Source organism: Pseudomonas sp. PDM10 (assembly GCF_014852295.1).
In the GTDB taxonomy this organism is placed as follows: Bacteria; Pseudomonadota; Gammaproteobacteria; order Pseudomonadales; family Pseudomonadaceae; genus Aquipseudomonas.
Map to the genome: position 1 here is coordinate 586,945 of NZ_JACVBJ010000001.1, position 15,019 is coordinate 601,963.

General features: G+C 58.9%; 12 protein-coding genes and 1 pseudogene. 7 read left to right on the forward strand and 6 right to left on the reverse strand.

The window, feature by feature from the left end; translation table 11 throughout:
• Window positions 1-185 precede the first annotated feature (185 nt).
• Window positions 186-1,307 carry a beta-ketoacyl-ACP synthase III gene (locus tag IB252_RS02810; protein ID WP_111450784.1) on the forward strand — a complete coding sequence of 374 codons (1,122 nt, stop codon included), beginning with the start codon at window positions 186-188 and terminating at the stop codon, window positions 1,305-1,307.
• A gap of 321 nt (window positions 1,308-1,628) precedes the next feature.
• Here IB252_RS02810 and IB252_RS02815 read toward each other — a convergent pair whose 3' ends face one another.
• Window positions 1,629-2,945, reverse strand: coding sequence for a putative porin (locus IB252_RS02815; RefSeq protein WP_192406666.1), 1,317 nt, complete (start codon window positions 2,943-2,945; stop codon window positions 1,629-1,631).
• Window positions 2,946-3,227: 282 nt separating this feature from the next.
• Between IB252_RS02815 and IB252_RS02820 the strand changes: the two genes are divergently transcribed.
• Complete coding sequence (locus tag IB252_RS02820) at window positions 3,228-4,352, forward strand: GNAT family N-acetyltransferase (protein ID WP_192406667.1); 1,125 nt, start codon at window positions 3,228-3,230, stop codon at window positions 4,350-4,352.
• 113 nt (window positions 4,353-4,465) lie between these two features.
• On the opposite strand, the gene IB252_RS02825 is transcribed toward IB252_RS02820, so the two are convergent.
• The 4 genes and pseudogenes from IB252_RS02825 to IB252_RS02840 all read right to left on the reverse strand — a co-directional run bounded on the left by IB252_RS02825 (window position 4,466) and on the right by IB252_RS02840 (window position 8,685).
• Window positions 4,466-6,298, reverse strand: a complete 1,833-nt coding sequence (locus IB252_RS02825) for an ABC transporter ATP-binding protein (protein ID WP_192406669.1) — start codon at window positions 6,296-6,298, stop codon at window positions 4,466-4,468.
• A gap of 82 nt (window positions 6,299-6,380) precedes the next feature.
• Complete coding sequence (locus tag IB252_RS02830) at window positions 6,381-6,938, reverse strand: peptidylprolyl isomerase A (protein WP_008153188.1); 558 nt, start codon at window positions 6,936-6,938, stop codon at window positions 6,381-6,383.
• A gap of 3 nt (window positions 6,939-6,941) precedes the next feature.
• Window positions 6,942-7,747 (reverse strand): annotated as a pseudogene (locus IB252_RS02835) (alpha/beta fold hydrolase).
• 14 nt (window positions 7,748-7,761) lie between these two features.
• Entirely contained in the window at window positions 7,762-8,685 is a 924-nt protein-coding gene (locus IB252_RS02840) for a LysR family transcriptional regulator (RefSeq protein ID WP_074874335.1), read from the reverse strand.
• Between the two features lie 49 nt (window positions 8,686-8,734).
• Between IB252_RS02840 and IB252_RS02845 the strand changes: the two genes are divergently transcribed.
• From IB252_RS02845 to IB252_RS02860, 4 genes are all read left to right on the forward strand, one after another.
• Window positions 8,735-9,064 carry a 3-phosphoglycerate kinase gene (locus IB252_RS02845; protein ID WP_111450779.1) on the forward strand — a complete coding sequence of 110 codons (330 nt, stop codon included), beginning with the start codon at window positions 8,735-8,737 and terminating at the stop codon, window positions 9,062-9,064.
• A 300-nt stretch (window positions 9,065-9,364) separates the two neighbouring features.
• Complete coding sequence (locus IB252_RS02850) at window positions 9,365-9,964, forward strand: FMN-dependent NADH-azoreductase (protein WP_192406673.1); 600 nt, start codon at window positions 9,365-9,367, stop codon at window positions 9,962-9,964.
• Between the two features lie 344 nt (window positions 9,965-10,308).
• On the forward strand, window positions 10,309-11,175 hold the full coding sequence (locus tag IB252_RS02855; RefSeq protein ID WP_192406675.1) for a carboxylate/amino acid/amine transporter: 867 nt from the start codon (window positions 10,309-10,311) through the stop codon (window positions 11,173-11,175).
• Window positions 11,176-11,288: 113 nt separating this feature from the next.
• Entirely contained in the window at window positions 11,289-12,137 is an 849-nt protein-coding gene (locus IB252_RS02860) for a mechanosensitive ion channel family protein (RefSeq protein WP_192406676.1), read from the forward strand.
• A 10-nt stretch (window positions 12,138-12,147) separates the two neighbouring features.
• Here IB252_RS02860 and IB252_RS02865 read toward each other — a convergent pair whose 3' ends face one another.
• Entirely contained in the window at window positions 12,148-13,446 is a 1,299-nt protein-coding gene (locus IB252_RS02865; protein WP_192406678.1) for a mechanosensitive ion channel family protein, read from the reverse strand.
• Window positions 13,447-13,639: 193 nt separating this feature from the next.
• On the opposite strand from IB252_RS02865, the gene IB252_RS02870 reads away from it, so the two are divergent.
• Window positions 13,640-14,986, forward strand: coding sequence for a DEAD/DEAH box helicase (locus tag IB252_RS02870; protein ID WP_008153197.1), 1,347 nt, complete (start codon window positions 13,640-13,642; stop codon window positions 14,984-14,986).
• The last annotated feature ends 33 nt before the right edge of the window (window positions 14,987-15,019 follow it).

The following is a 15,019-nucleotide window of genomic DNA, read 5'->3' on the forward strand; positions in this document are numbered from 1 at the left end:
AAAACCCATTGTTTATGGCAAACTTCGCGCCTATAAACGCCGGCCCCGCGGTTTTGAGCCTTCACAGGTCTGGGCGGATCGGAATAAAGCGATGCCAGGTTTGCTCCCCCTGACGGGAGCAGATCCTTTGTGTGTTGGTACGTCGGTGCCAACACTTTCTGCCTGAACAGATTAGAGAAACGACCATGCATAACGTCGTCATCAGCGGCACCGGCCTGTACACCCCGGCCAACAGCATCTCCAACGAAGAGCTGGTGCAGTCTTTCAACGCCTACGTCGCGCAATTCAACGCCGACAACGCCGACGCTATCGCGCGCGGCGAAATCGAAGCGTTGACCGAATCCAGCGTGGCGTTTATCGAAAGGGCGTCTGGCATCAAAAGCCGCTTTGTCATGGACAAGGAAGGCATCCTCGACCCGCAACGCATGGCGCCACGCCTGCCGGAACGCTCGAATGACGAGTGGTCGGTGCTTTGCCAAATGGCCATCGGCGCCGCCGAGCAAGCCTTGCAGCGTGCCGGCAAGACCGCCGCGGACATCGACGGCGTGATCGTCGCCTGCTCCAACCTGCAACGGGCCTATCCGGCCATCGCTATCGAAGTCCAGGAAGCCTTGGGCATCCAGGGTTTCGGTTTCGACATGAACGTTGCCTGCTCCTCGGCGACCTTCGGCATTCAGGCTGCGGCCAACAGCGTGCAACTGGGCCAGGCCCGGGCGATCCTGATGGTCAACCCGGAAGTCTGCACCGGTCACCTGAACTTCCGCGACCGTGACAGCCACTTCATCTTCGGCGACGCCGCGACTGCGGTGATCATCGAACGTGCTGACCTGGCGACGTCCAAGTACCAGTTCGACATCGTCAGCACCAAGCTGCTGACCAAGTTTTCCAACAACATCCGCAACAACTTCGGCTTCCTCAACCGCGCGGCGGAAGAGGGCATCGGCGCCAAGGACAAACTGTTCGTGCAGGAAGGCCGCAAGGTGTTCCGCGATGTCTGCCCGATGGTCGCCGAGCTGATCGCTACGCACCTGGAAGAGAACACGCTCAACATCGGCGACGTGAAACGCTTCTGGCTGCACCAGGCCAACCTCAGCATGAACCACCTGATCGTCAAGAAGCTGCTGGGCCGCGAAGCCACCGAAGAAGAAGCCCCGGTGATTCTCGACACCTACGCCAACACCAGCTCCGCCGGTTCCGTGATTGCGTTTCACAAGAACCAGGACGATCTGGCTGCCGGTTCGCTGGCCGTGCTCAGCTCGTTCGGCGCTGGTTACTCGATTGGTAGCGTGATTCTGCGCAAGCGCTGATCGCTATCGTGATGAGGGGCATTTCTGCCAAGTGAGATTACCTGTGGTGAATGAGAATACCTGTGGCGAGGGGATTTATCCCCGTTCGGCTGCGAAGCAGTCGTAAACCATCCGATACGGTCTACCTGGCAAATTGCGGTTGCCTGTTATGGGACCGCTTCGCGCTCCAACGGGGATAAATCCCCTCACCACAGGTGTCGGCAGGGGGCGCCAACAAAAAAAACTCGCGCTGCAGTATCGGACGGATGATGGGGACCGATACCACAACGCGAGTTTGTAAAAGCGCCTCGGGCTTCCTTGCCCGAGTCGTGTAGCGGGGAATCAGAACTTCGCTTCGGCATCCAGTTGCAGGGTGTTGATGTCGGAGTCTTTCAGGTTGGCGTTAGTGTAGTCAGAGTTAGCCATGAAGTACGTCGCGCCGAGGTTGAAGTTCTTGTCCAACTCGTAGCTCACTTTCAGCTTGCTGCCGCGCGAACCGGTGAAACCGTTGGCGAAGTCGGAGTCGGTGAAGGCGCCGACCACCGCGTTACGCTGTACGTCGCGGTAGTTGTAGTCCACTGCGAAGCCGTAGAACTTGGTCTTTACACCGGCCAACCAGGCAGAGTCCTGATCGTTGCTGGCGTCCTTGTTGTTCACGTACTGACCGTACAGCGAGAGCGGCATAGGCAGGCCACCGATGTCGAGCTGGCCGAAGCCTTCGTACAGTTTGAATTGCTCGTTCGGGCTGTTGCCGTTGATGGCCAGTGCGGCTGGAATGCTGGTGCCGCCTGTGCGGATGTCGTCGTCGTTGTCGTAGCCGTAGACGCTGCCACCCAGGGTCAGTTTCAGGTTGTCGGTGATAGCGAAGCGCGCGCCCAACTGGCCGGCGTACAGACGCAAGTCGTGCTTGAACTGCACGCCGTCGCCGTCGACGTTGTCCTTGAGGGTGTAGTGGCCGGCGCTACCGAACAGCTCGGTGCTGGCGCCCAGCGGGTATTTGTAAGCCAGCGACAGACCTTCCGGGCTGATGTCGCTATCCCAGATGATGTCGCCCATGCTCACCCATTGCTGCGGCATCTTGCCGCCAACGATGTGCAGGTTCTTGATGGCGTCCGGGTGGTAGTCGACGTAACCCTGGTCCAGCCAGATCTGCTTCTTGTCGAAGTAATTGTCCAGACTCTGGTTGGTGGAGCGAGCGTCGTCGTTGTTGCCGGTGGCGATACGAATACCGGTGTCGACCTGAGGGTTGATCTCGCTGTAGGCACCCAGGCGGGCACGAATGCGCTGACGATCCTGGTCTTTGCTGTTTGAAACGCCATCGTTGTGGACGTTTTCCTGACGGAAACGCACGTCACCCTTGAATTGGGTCTTGGCGGCCCACGCCAGTTTCTGGTCGAAGGTACTCAGTTCATTGGTTTTCTTCGCAGTCGCCGCGATCTGCTCGTTGGTCTCTTGTTGAGCCTGGCGGGCGATTTGCTGGTCTTTCTGATCCCTGGCCAGCTCGGCTTGCAGTTCGGTGTACTGCGCAGGCGAAATCGAGCCGTTTGCCTTGAGCATGTCGAGCAGTTTGGCGTCGACTGCGGCGCTGGCCGGTACACTCATGGCCAGCAGCAACCCGCCACACAAGGCCGCCGCAGTTTTCGTGGAAGCAAGACGCATATCAATCTCCGAAGATGTAATGGGATGACTGAGCCATCCAGGACACAACCGACCGTTGAGGGCGGAAAACAGTGACCAGGTTTAGAACCCGGCGCTCTAAAAACAGGCGCCAGTATCGCGATGGTTTATGACAGGGCAGTGGCAATGTGATGGCGTCTCGATGACGATACAAAGTCATCGAGAACTATTGAGCTAGAGCGCTGTCGTCGAATTGCTCGTGTGGATTTTTTGGCGATGGGCGATACTCGCCGGGCTTTCACGCAAAGAAGTAGGAAAGAACCGATGCCGCTGCAACGTCTGGAAAGTCTGTCCGAAATCGCGTCGCAGACGTGGGATGCCCTGGTGCCCGAGAATCAGCCCTTTCTGCGCCACGCCTTTCTCAGCACGCTGGAAGACAGCGGCAGCGTCGGCCCTCATTCCGGCTGGCAACCCGAGCATTTGTTGCACATCGAAGGCGATCGCCTGATTGCCGCGCTGCCCAGTTACCGCAAATGGCATTCCTATGGCGAGTACGTGTTCGACCACGCCTGGGCCGATGCCTGTGAGCGTGCCGGGATCGATTACTACCCCAAGCTGCTGACGGCTGTGCCGTTCAGTCCGGTCAGCGGCCCGCGTTTGCTGGCGGCCACGCTCGAGGACGGTTTTGAACTGTTGAAAAGCCTGCCGGGCTACCTTGAAATCGAACAACTCTCCAGTGCCCACATCAACTTCACCGACCCGTTCACTGACGCAGCCTTGGCCGAGCAGCCGGGCTGGTTGCAGCGAATCGGCTGTCAGTACCACTGGCAGAATCGCGGCTATCGGGATTTTCAGGACTTCCTCGACGCTCTCAGTTCGCGCAAGCGCAAACAGATGCGCAAGGAGCGCGAGCAAGTGGCGGGGCAGGGCATTGATTTCGAATGGCTTGAAGGTAGGCAACTCGATCAGGCGCAGTGGGATTTTGTCTATGCCTGCTACGCCAACACCTACGCAGTGCGTCGGCAAGCGCCGTATCTGACGCGGGAGTTTTTCAGTTTGCTGGCCGAGCGCATGCCAGAGTCGATTCGTGTGGTGTTGGCCAAGCAAGGCTCACGGCCGGTGGCCATGGCCTTCAGTCTGGTGGGCGGCGACAGTTTTTACGGTCGTTATTGGGGCTGTCTGGCGGAGTTCGACCGTCTGCACTTCGAGACCTGTTTCTACCAGGGCATGGACTACGCAATTGCCAATGGCTTCCAGCGTTTCGATGCCGGTGCCCAGGGTGAGCACAAGTTGATTCGCGGGTTCGAACCCGTGATCACTCATTCATGGCACTACTTGCGTCATCCCGGGCTGAAAGCCGCCGTCAAAGACTTCCTGCAACAAGAGCGCGCTGGTGTGCTGGCGTATGCCGAGGAAGCGAGGGCAGCCTTGCCTTACCGGCAAGCCTGAAGGGGGGCAAGATCGTTCCCACGCTCTGCGTGGGAATGCAGCCCGTGACGCTCCGCGTCACTGGACGCGGAGCGTCCCTTGAGGCATTCCCACGCAGAGCGTGGGAACGATCATCAATCGATGCCGACAAATCCACCTGTCTGGTGTTGCCACAACCGCGCATACAACCCGCCATGGGCCAGCAGTTCGGCGTGGCTGCCAGTTTCGGCGATCTTGCCTTTTTCCAGCACCACCAGCCGGTCCATGCGGGCGATGGTCGAGAGCCGGTGAGCGATGGCAATTACGGTTTTGCCCTGCATCAGGGTTTCGAGGCTTTCCTGGATCGCTGCTTCGACCTCCGAATCCAGCGCCGAGGTGGCCTCGTCCATGATCAGGATCGGCGCGTCCTTGAGCAGCACGCGAGCAATCGCAATCCGCTGACGCTGACCGCCGGAGAGTTTCACCCCGCGTTCACCGACGTGGGCATCAAAACCGATGCGACCTTCGGAGTCCGACAACAACGGGATGAACTCGTCGGCGCGGGCCTTGTGCACCGCCTCCCAGAGTTCGGCGTCGGTGGCGTCGGGTTTGCCGTACAACAAATTGTCGCGGATCGAACGATGCAGCAGGGACGTGTCCTGGGTGATCATGCCAATGCGCTCGCGCAGGCTTTCCTGGCCGACTTCGGCGATGTTCTGCCCGTCGATGAGAATGCGGCCGCCCTGCACGTCATAGAGGCGCAGCAGCAGGTTGACCAGGGTTGATTTGCCTGCGCCGGATGGACCGATCAGGCCGATTTTCTCACCGGGCTTGATGGTCAGGTTAAGGTCGCCGATGATCCCGCTCTTCTTGCCGTAGTGGAAATCCACGTGCTCGAAACGCACCTCGCCACGGGTGACCGCCAGCGGTTTGGCCTGCTCGCGATCGGTGACGCTGACCGGTTGAGAAATGGTCTGCAAACCGTCCTGGACCATGCCGATGTTTTCGAAAATGCCGGTGACCACCCACATGATCCAGCCGGACATGTTGACGATGCGGATCACCAGGCCGGTGGCCAGGGCAATCGCGCCTACGGTGATCAGCGACTGCGTCCACAACCACAGGGCCAGGCCGGTGGTGCCGACGATCAGCAAGCCGTTCATGCTGGTGATGACCACGTCCATGCTGGTGACCACCCGGCCGGCCAGTTGGGCTTTTTCGGTTTGTTCCTTGATCGCTTCGCGAGCGTATTGCTGTTCGAAGTTGGTGTGGGCGAACAGCTTCAGGGTGGTGATGTTGGTGTAGCCGTCGACGATCCGCCCCATGAGTTTGGAACGCGCATCGGAGGACACGACCGAACGTTCCTTGACCCGTGGCACGAAGTAGTAAAGGGCACTGATGAAGGCGACGATCCAGGTCAGCAGCGGGATCATCAGGCGCCAGTCGGCTTCGGCGAACAGCACCAGCGAACTGATCGCGTAGATCAGCACGTGCCACAGCGCGTCCACCGCTTGCACGGCTGAATCGCGCAGCGAGTTGCCGGTCTGCATGATGCGTTGGGCGATGCGCCCGGCGAAGTCGTTCTGGAAAAAATTCAGGCTCTGTTTGAGCACATAACTGTGGTTCTGCCAGCGGATCAGGCTGGTCATGCTGGGGCTCAGGGTCTGGTGCACCAGTAGGTCATGCAAGCCGACAAAAATCGGCCGGAACACCAGGGCTACCACCGCCATCCAGGCCAGCTCGATGCCATGTTCCTTGAAGAAATCGACGTTCGGTGTGCCTTGGGTCAGGTCGATGATGCGGCTCAGGTAACTGAACAGCGCCACTTCGATCAGCGCACCGATCAGACCGACGATCAGCAGGACGGCGAAACTCGGCCAGACCTGTTTCAGGTAATAGGTATAAAAAGGCAGAACCCGATCCGGCGGCGCGGCCGTCGGGGCCTCGCGGAAAATGTCGATCAGTTTCTCGAAACGGCGATAAAGCATCAGTTCTCCGCCCGCGCACGGGCTCTCCTTTGAACAGTGTGAGCGGCGCACTCCGGCAGCCGCTCAAGACTTCCTGTGTAGCTTAGTCGATGACTTTGGCCGACTTGATGAACACAGGGTCGGCTGGCACATCTTTCATGCCGCCACGGGTGGTGGTTTGCGAGTTGACGATGACATCTACCACGTCCATGCCTTTCACGACTTTACCGAAGACCGCATAGCCGTCACCGCTGTCGAGGAAGTCATTGTCCTTGACGTTCACGAAGAACTGGCTAGTGGCCGAATCAGGATTGGAGGTGCGGGCCATGGACAGCGTGCCACGGACGTTATGCAGGCCGTTTTTGGACTCGTTCTTGATCGGTGCCTTGGTTTCTTTCTGCTGCATTTGTTGAGTGAAACCACCGCCCTGGATCATGAACCCTGGAATCACACGGTGAAAAATCGTGTTGTTGTAGAAGCCGCTGTTGACGTAATCAAGGAAGTTTTTGGTACTGATCGGCGCCTTGACCGGGTCCAGTTCGATTTCGATCTGGCCATTGGTGGTCTCCAGCAGCACGTGCGGCGCCTTGGCGGGCGTTGCGGCCATCAGGTTGGCGGCAAACAGAACGGAGCCAGCGACGAGGGCGATTTTTTTCAGCATGGGTCAGTGATCCTGAGTGAGGTGGTGTCGACTGCGGTGAGAAACTCGAGCAGCGTTTGGTTGAATATTTCGGGTTGATCCAGCGGGGTGGCGTGGCGCGAATCGGCGATCACCACCAGCCGCGCATCGGGCAGCAGTTTTACGTAGGTCTCTTTCAGCGAGACCGGTGTGTAGTCACGGTCGGCGCTGACGATGAGCGTTGGACAGGACACCTTCGAAAGTCGTTCCTGAACCCCCCAGCCAACGATTGCATCGAAGCTGGCGAGATAAGCATGTTTGTCGTTTTTTGCCCAGCGCTCGGACATTTTTTGTCGCAGGTCAGCCTGTTCCGGTTTGGGAAACAGCTTGCCTCCCAGAGCCGTGCCGATGGCGCCGAGACTGAGGACACGCATCAGGCTCCAGCGCTTGAACCACTGCCAGTAATCGTCGCGGCTGCGCAGTTTGACCTCGGGCGCGCTGTTGACGATGCACAGGCTTTTGAGCAATTGCGGCTGGTCCACGGCCAGTTGAAAACCGATCATGCCACCCATGGACAGGCCCACGTAATGAGTGGGGCCCAGGTTCAGGTGTTCAATGAGGGCGACCAGATCGGCGCTGAACCCGGCGATGCTGTAGCGCTCGCGAGGTTTGTCGGAGCGACCGTGGCCGCGTACATCCGGGACGATCACCCGGTAGCGGGCCGACAACGCCGGGATCTGCTTTTCCCAGTCCAGGGTGCTGGAGCCGAGCCCGTGGACCAGCAGCAACGGCGTGCCGTGGCCATATTCCTCATAGTGCAGGTTGCAACCTTCGTGTTCGAAATAGGCCATGCGTACACTCCGTGTCAGGCTTGTTCAGGGGCTGCGAAAGGTGCATCCAGCGGCGCAGTGTCGAAAGTGCGCAGCAGTTCGATGAGAATCTGCGTGGCCGGACCCAAGGGTTTGTCCTTGTTCGAGTACAGATAGAAGCTCGGGTTGCGGCTGCCACCCTGGTCCAACGGTAGCAGCTTGAGCAGGCCTTCCTTGATTTCCCGTTCGATCATGTGCCGAGGCAACCAGGCGAAACCCAGGCCGCTGCTGACAAACGTTGCCGCGGTGGCCAGGCTGCCGACGGTCCAGCGCTGTTCCGCGCCGAGCCAGCCGACGTCCCGTGGCTGCTGGCGACCGGAGTCGCGGATGACGACTTGCAGCTGGCTTTCCAGGTCCTGGAAATTCAGTTCGCGGTTGAGACGGTGCAATGGATGTTCGGGATGGGCAACCGCCACGAACTCGACGTCGCTCAATTCCGCGCCCAGGTAACCGGGAATGCTGAAGCCACTGATGGCCAGATCGGCCACGCCTTCGAGCAAGACTTCTTCCACCCCCGACAATACTTCTTCGCGCAGACGCACCCGGCAGCCACGGCTTTGCGGCATGAACGCGGTCAAGGCGCGAACGAGGCGGGCGCTCGGGTAGGCGGCGTCGACCACCAGCCGCACTTCTGCTTCCCAGCCCTGTTCCATGTGATGGGCCAGGTCTTCCAGCTGACTGGCCTGTTTCACCAGTTGCCGCGAGCGGCGCAGCAGCACGCCGCCGGCTTCGGTCAGCACCGCTTTGCGGCCGTCGATGCGCAACAGCGGTACGCCGAGTTGGTCCTGCATGCGCGCCACGGTGTAGCTCACCGATGATTGCGAGCGGTGCAGCGCTTCGGCGGCCTGGGCGAAACCGCCGTGGTCGACCACGGCCTGTAACGTTCGCCATTGATCAAGGGTCACGCGGGGCGCTTTCATGAATAGCTCCTCTTGTCCTAAGCTGGCAGTCCATATTGGAGACTGCTGAATGAAAAAGCTTTGTGGTGTGGTATCGGGTTGTGTGCTGCTGGCGATGCTGCCGCTGACGGCGTTTGCCTATCCGATCGACGTTGAAAAACAGCTGAACGGCATGAGCATCGACTACAACGCGTATGACACGGATAACGACATCGCCTCCATTCAGGTGAACAACTACGGCACCACCGATGCGGCCTGTAAGGTAGTTTTCAACAATGGCCCGGAAGCGCCACGTACCCGCAATATCGAAGTCGCCGCCGGTAAACACAAAAATGCTACCGCCAAGTTCAACCGAAGCATCATCAAGATGCGTATCAAACTGACCTGCACCCCCAAATGACATTACAACCCTGTGGGAGCGGGCTGTGGTGAGGGGATTTATCCCCGTTCGGCTGCGAAGCAGTCGTCAAACCATTGCATGCGGTTTGACTTTGAAGTGCTGGGGCCGCTTCGCAGCCCAACGGGGCGGTGCGACGTTTCGCTAAATCCCCTCACCACAGCCCGCTCCCACAGGGCATGCTCTGCTTATAAACGAATTTATTGATGGTTTATAGCAGTTATTTGCGCTTTTTCATCGATTTAACTCTGTTTAACCTTCACTCCATCGACTTACAACATTCTCAGATGGAGGCTACATCCCATGTCCCGCGTTCTGATCATCGAAAGCAGCGCTCGTCAGCAAGACTCGGTTTCGCGTCAACTGACCCAGACCTTCATCAGCCAGTGGCAAACCGCGCACCCGAACGACCACATCACCGTTCGTGACCTGGCCGTCAACCCGGTGCCGCATCTGGATATCAACCTGCTGGGCGGCTGGATGAAACCTGCCGAGCAGCGCAACGACATCGAACAGGTTTCCCTGGAACGCTCCAACCAGTTGACTGACGAATTGCTGGCTGCCGATGTACTGGTCATGGCCGCGCCGATGTACAACTTCGCCATCCCGAGCACCCTCAAAGCCTGGCTCGACCATGTGCTGCGTGCTGGCGTGACCTTCAAGTACACCGACACTGGCCCGCAAGGCTTGCTCAGCGGCAAACGTGCCTACGTACTGACTGCCCGCGGCGGAATCTACGCCGGCAGCACCGCGGATCACCAGGAACCCTACCTGCGCCAGGTCATGGCGTTCATCGGGATCCACGACGTGACGTTCATTCACGCCGAAGGCATGAACCTGGGCGGTGACTTCCAGGAGAAAGGCCTGAGCCAGGCCAACGCCAAACTTTCCCTCGTCGCCTGAGGTTTTAATCGCCAGATAATCCCTTGATGTTCAAGTGATCTGGCGCAACCCCTTCATGGCTTTACGCGCATCGAACCTCCCTTTGCACTTGTTGCTCCTGAGTGCTGTAGCCCGATTGAACGCTTTAGCGAGATCGGGCTTTTTTTTGCCTGCGATTTGGTAATGAGCACACAACCCTTGTGGGAGCGAGCCTGCTCGCGATAGCGGTGTGTCAGCCAACATCAATGTTGAATGTAACGCCGTCATCGCGAGCAGGCTCGCTCCCACAGGGGGGTGTGTTGCCTGACAGGTCGCGATGGCTGGCAAAAAAAGCTATCGTCGCCGCCATTCGAAACGAGGCAAGCATGGGCTATCTACTTTTTGTCACGCTGATTCAGGCGTTTTCCTTCAGTTTGATCGGCGAGTACCTGGCCGGTCATGTCGACAGTTATTTCGCGGTGCTGGTGCGAGTGGTGCTGGCGGGGCTGGTGTTCATTCCGTTGACCCGCTGGCGTTCGGTTGAACCGGCGTTCATGCGCGGCATGCTGCTGATCGGCGCGTTGCAGTTCGGCGTGACCTACGTCTGCCTGTACCTGAGCTTTCGGGTGCTGACAGTGCCGGAGGTGTTGCTGTTCACCATCCTCACACCGCTGCACGTGACCTTGATCGAAGACGCGCTGAACCGGCGCTTCAATCCGTGGGCATTGGTCGCGGCACTGGTGGCGGTGATGGGTGCGGCAGTGATTCGCTACGACCGGATCAACCCGGATTTCTTCATGGGGTTCCTGCTGCTGCAACTGGCCAACTTCACCTACGCCGCTGGACAGGTGCTTTATAAACATCTGGTGGCGCGCCACCCGAGCGATTTGCCGCATTACCGGCGCTTTGGCTACTTCTACCTGGGGGCATTGGCGGTGGCGCTACCGGCGTTTCTGCTGTTCGGCAAACAGAACTTCCTGCCCGAAGCACCTCTGCAATGGGGCGTGCTGGTATTCCTCGGCCTGGTCTCGACGGCGCTCGGGTTGTACTGGTGGAACAAGGGCGCGTGCCTGGTGAATGGCGGGACGCTCGCGGTGATGAACAACCTGCATGTGCCGGTGGGGTTGCTGATCAACCTGCTGATCTGGAATCAGCATGAAGCGCTGGGGCGGTTGCTCCTGGGTGGGGCGGTGATTTTGATGGCGGTGTGGATTAGCCAATTGGGTGTGCGAAAGTCTTTGGCGGTCACCTGACCCCGGAGGCTTGGTGCTGTTGTACTGCGATACGTAGCGCCGCCCATTGACTGGCGGGGCATACAGGCTGTGCTAGGGTTTCGGTACCAATTCTTCACCTTTGGGCACCAGCCATGGACGAAACTATCGTTAACGTTACCACCGCGAAGTTCAACGCGTTAATCGCGCTGGTGCAACAGTATGGTGCCGCTTTCGCGGTGAAGATCCTCTCCGCCATAGCCTTCTGGATCGTCGGACGCTGGCTGATAGGCTTTGCTGTCGGCATGGTGCAGCGGGCCCTGGGCAAACAAAAGGTCGACCCGACCGTACTGCGCTATGTTGGCTCAGCCATTACCGTGACGCTGAACATCATTCTGGTGATCGGTATCCTCGGCTACCTCGGCATGCAGACGACCACCTTTGCCGCGCTGCTCGCTGCGGTCGGTCTTGCAATCGGTCTGGCCTGGTCGGGGTTGCTGGCCAATCTGGCGGCGGGCGCGTTTATTATTGTCCTGCGCCCATTCAAGGTCGGCGACTTCATCTGCGCGGGAGGGGTAACGGGTACGGTCACCGAGATCGGTCTGTTCGCTACCGCTATCAACACCCCGGATAACGTGCTGACTCTGGTCGGTAATAACAAAATTTTCAGCGACAACATCCAGAACTTCACCCACAACCCGTTCCGCCGTGTCGAACTGAAAGCACAGCTATCGGGCGCGGCCGACTGGAAAGCGGCGGCGGCCTTGCTGAAACAACACATTGCCACGATCCCCAATGTGCTTGCCGAGCCAGCAGTGGAGGTGGAGATTTTAGAGTTCAATCTGGTCGGTCCGGTGTTGGCGGTGCGTCCTTACTGCCACAACGAGCACTATTGGCAGGTCTATTTCGACACCAACCGCATCATCAAAGACGCCCTCGGTGAAGCCGGTTTCCCGGCTCCGATGCCGGCGCAGACGGTAATCATCCAACAGCAAGCCGGGTGAGCCGAGGTGGTTACATGATGTGTTTTTCGGGCCCAGGGATGTGGCTCGCGCCTAACATGGCCGGCAACAACCCCGCCCGCAAATCCCCGCCACTTGGCTGCTGATACAAGCTCAAGCCAAACTCCGGCAACACCGCGAGCAGGTAATCAAAAATATCCCCCTGGATCCGCTCGTAATCCGCCCACACGGTGGTGCGGGTGAAGCAGTAGATCTCGAGGGGAATGCCCTGCGCGGTGGTTTGCATCTGGCGGACCATGCAGGTCATGTTCGGCTGAATCTCCGGGTGACTCTTCAAATACGCCAGCGCATAGGCGCGGAACGTCCCGATATTGGTCATCCGCCGACGGTTGGCCGACATCGCCGCCACATTACCCTGGGCTTCGTTCCAGGCCTTGAGTTCAGCCTGCTTGCGACTGATGTAGTCGGTCAGCAGATGCACCTGAGCCAGTTTTGCCTCTTCGTCGTCGCGCACAAACCGCACGCCACTGGCGTCGATGAACAGGCTGCGCTTGATCCGTCGTCCACCGGATTGCTGCATGCCGCGCCAGTTCTTGAACGACTCGGACATCAGGCGCCAGGTTGGAATCGAAACGATGGTCTTGTCGAAATTCTGCACCTTGACCGTGTGCAGCGTGATGTCGACCACGTCGCCGTCGGCGCCGACTTGCGGCATCTCGATCCAGTCGCCGACCCGCAGCATGTCATTGCTGGTCAGCTGCACGCTGGCGACGAACGACAGCAAGGTGTCTTTGTAGACCAACAGAATCACCGCCGACATGGCGCCCAGCCCTGACAGCAGCAATAGCGGCGAACGGTCGATCAGCGTGGCAACGATGATGATCGCGCCAAACACGTACAAGACCATTTTCGCCAGTTGTATGTAGCCTTTGATCGAGCGGGTACGGGCATGTTCGGTGCGCGCGTAGATGTCGAGCAGGGCGCTGAGCAGGGCACTGACTGCCAACAGCAAAAACAGAATGGTAAATGCCAGCGCCACATTGCCGAGGAAGATCAGACTGGTCTTGCCCAACTCCGGCACCAGGTGCAAGCCGAACTGGATCACCAGCGAGGGGGTGATCTGCGCCAGACGATGAAAGACCTTGTTATGCCGAAAGTCATTGATCCAGTGCAATGCCGGCTGGCGACCGAGTATTTTGGTCGCATGCAGAATGAGGAAGCGCGCCACTCGTCCGAGGACCAGCGCAACCACCAGCAATACCACCAACGCCAGGCTGGAATGCAGGAGGGGGTGCTGATCAAGGGCACCCCAAAGGTCTTGGACGTTGAGCCAGAGCTGTTTGATATCCATGGGTAAAAACGGTTCTTCTGTAGGACGCGACGGGGCGATTAGAGCATTTAAGACGCTTTGGATGACGTTTGAGGACAAAAGACGCAACAAAAAAACCACTGTTTAGCGCCGTTTGTATAAAGAAACTCGGCCTGAGCGCTCGAAACCGTTACCCTATGCAGCTGTTTTTTTGCATTTCTTCGAGGTAGCACCCGTGTTTTCCCAATTCGCCCTGCACGAACGCCTGCTCAAAGCCGTGGCCGAGCTTAAATTTGTCGAGCCAACGCCTGTGCAAGCAGCGGCTATTCCGCTGGCGCTCCAAGGGCGTGACCTGCGGGTGACAGCGCAAACCGGCAGCGGCAAAACCGCTGCATTCGTTTTGCCGATCCTCAACCGCTTGATCGGCCCGGCTAAAGTCCGCGTCAGCATCAAGACCCTGATCCTGCTGCCGACCCGCGAGCTGGCCCAGCAGACCATCAAGGAAGTCGAGCGTTTCGCTCAGTTCACCTTCATCAAGTCTGGCCTGATTACCGGCGGTGAAGACTTCAAGGTCCAGGCCGCCATGCTGCGCAAGGTGCCGGACATCCTGATCGGTACGCCGGGCCGGATGATCGAGCAACTGAACGCCGGCAACCTCGACCTCAAGGAAGTCGAAGTACTGGTCCTCGACGAAGCTGACCGCATGCTCGATATGGGCTTTGCCGAAGACGTCCAGCGTCTGGTGGAAGAGTGCACCAACCGCCAGCAGACCATGCTGTTCTCCGCCACTACCGGCGGTTCGGGCCTGCGCGAGATGGTCGCCAAGGTACTGAACAACCCTGAGCACCTGCAGCTCAACAACGTCAGCGATCTGAATGCGACCACCCGTCAGCAGATCATCACCGCTGATCACAACCAGCACAAAGAACAGATCGTGAACTGGCTGCTGGCCAACGAGACCTACCAGAAGGCCATCGTGTTCACCAACACCCGGGCCATGGCCGACCGTATCTACGGCCGCCTGGTGGCGCAGGAATACAAAGCGTTCGTCCTGCACGGTGACAAAGACCAGAAAGATCGCAAGCTGGCCATCGACCGCCTGAAGCAGGGCGGCGTGAAAATCCTCGTCGCCACCGACGTCGCCGCTCGCGGCCTCGACGTGGAAGGCCTGGACCTGGTGATCAACTTCGACATGCCGCGCAGCGGCGACGAATACGTTCACCGCATCGGTCGTACCGGTCGCGCCGGCAACGATGGCCTGGCCATCTCGCTGATCTGCCACGGCGACTGGAACCTGATGTCGAGCGTCGAGCGCTACCTCAAGCAGAGCTTCGAGCGCCGCACCATCAAGGAAGTCAAAGGCACCTACGGCGGTCCGAAAAAGGTCAAGGCCTCGGGTAAAGCCGTTGGCGTGAAGAAGAAAAAAGTCGACGCCAAAGGCGACAAGAAGAAAACCGGCGCCAAGGCCCCGACCAAACGCAAAATCGCCAACCGTCCGAAGACCGACGCCCTGTCGCTGGTCAGCAAGGACGGCATGGCGCCGCTCAAGCGCCGCAAGCCGGAAGCGCCGGCTGCTGAATAAGCAGTTCTAACGACCCATAAAAAAACCGGACTT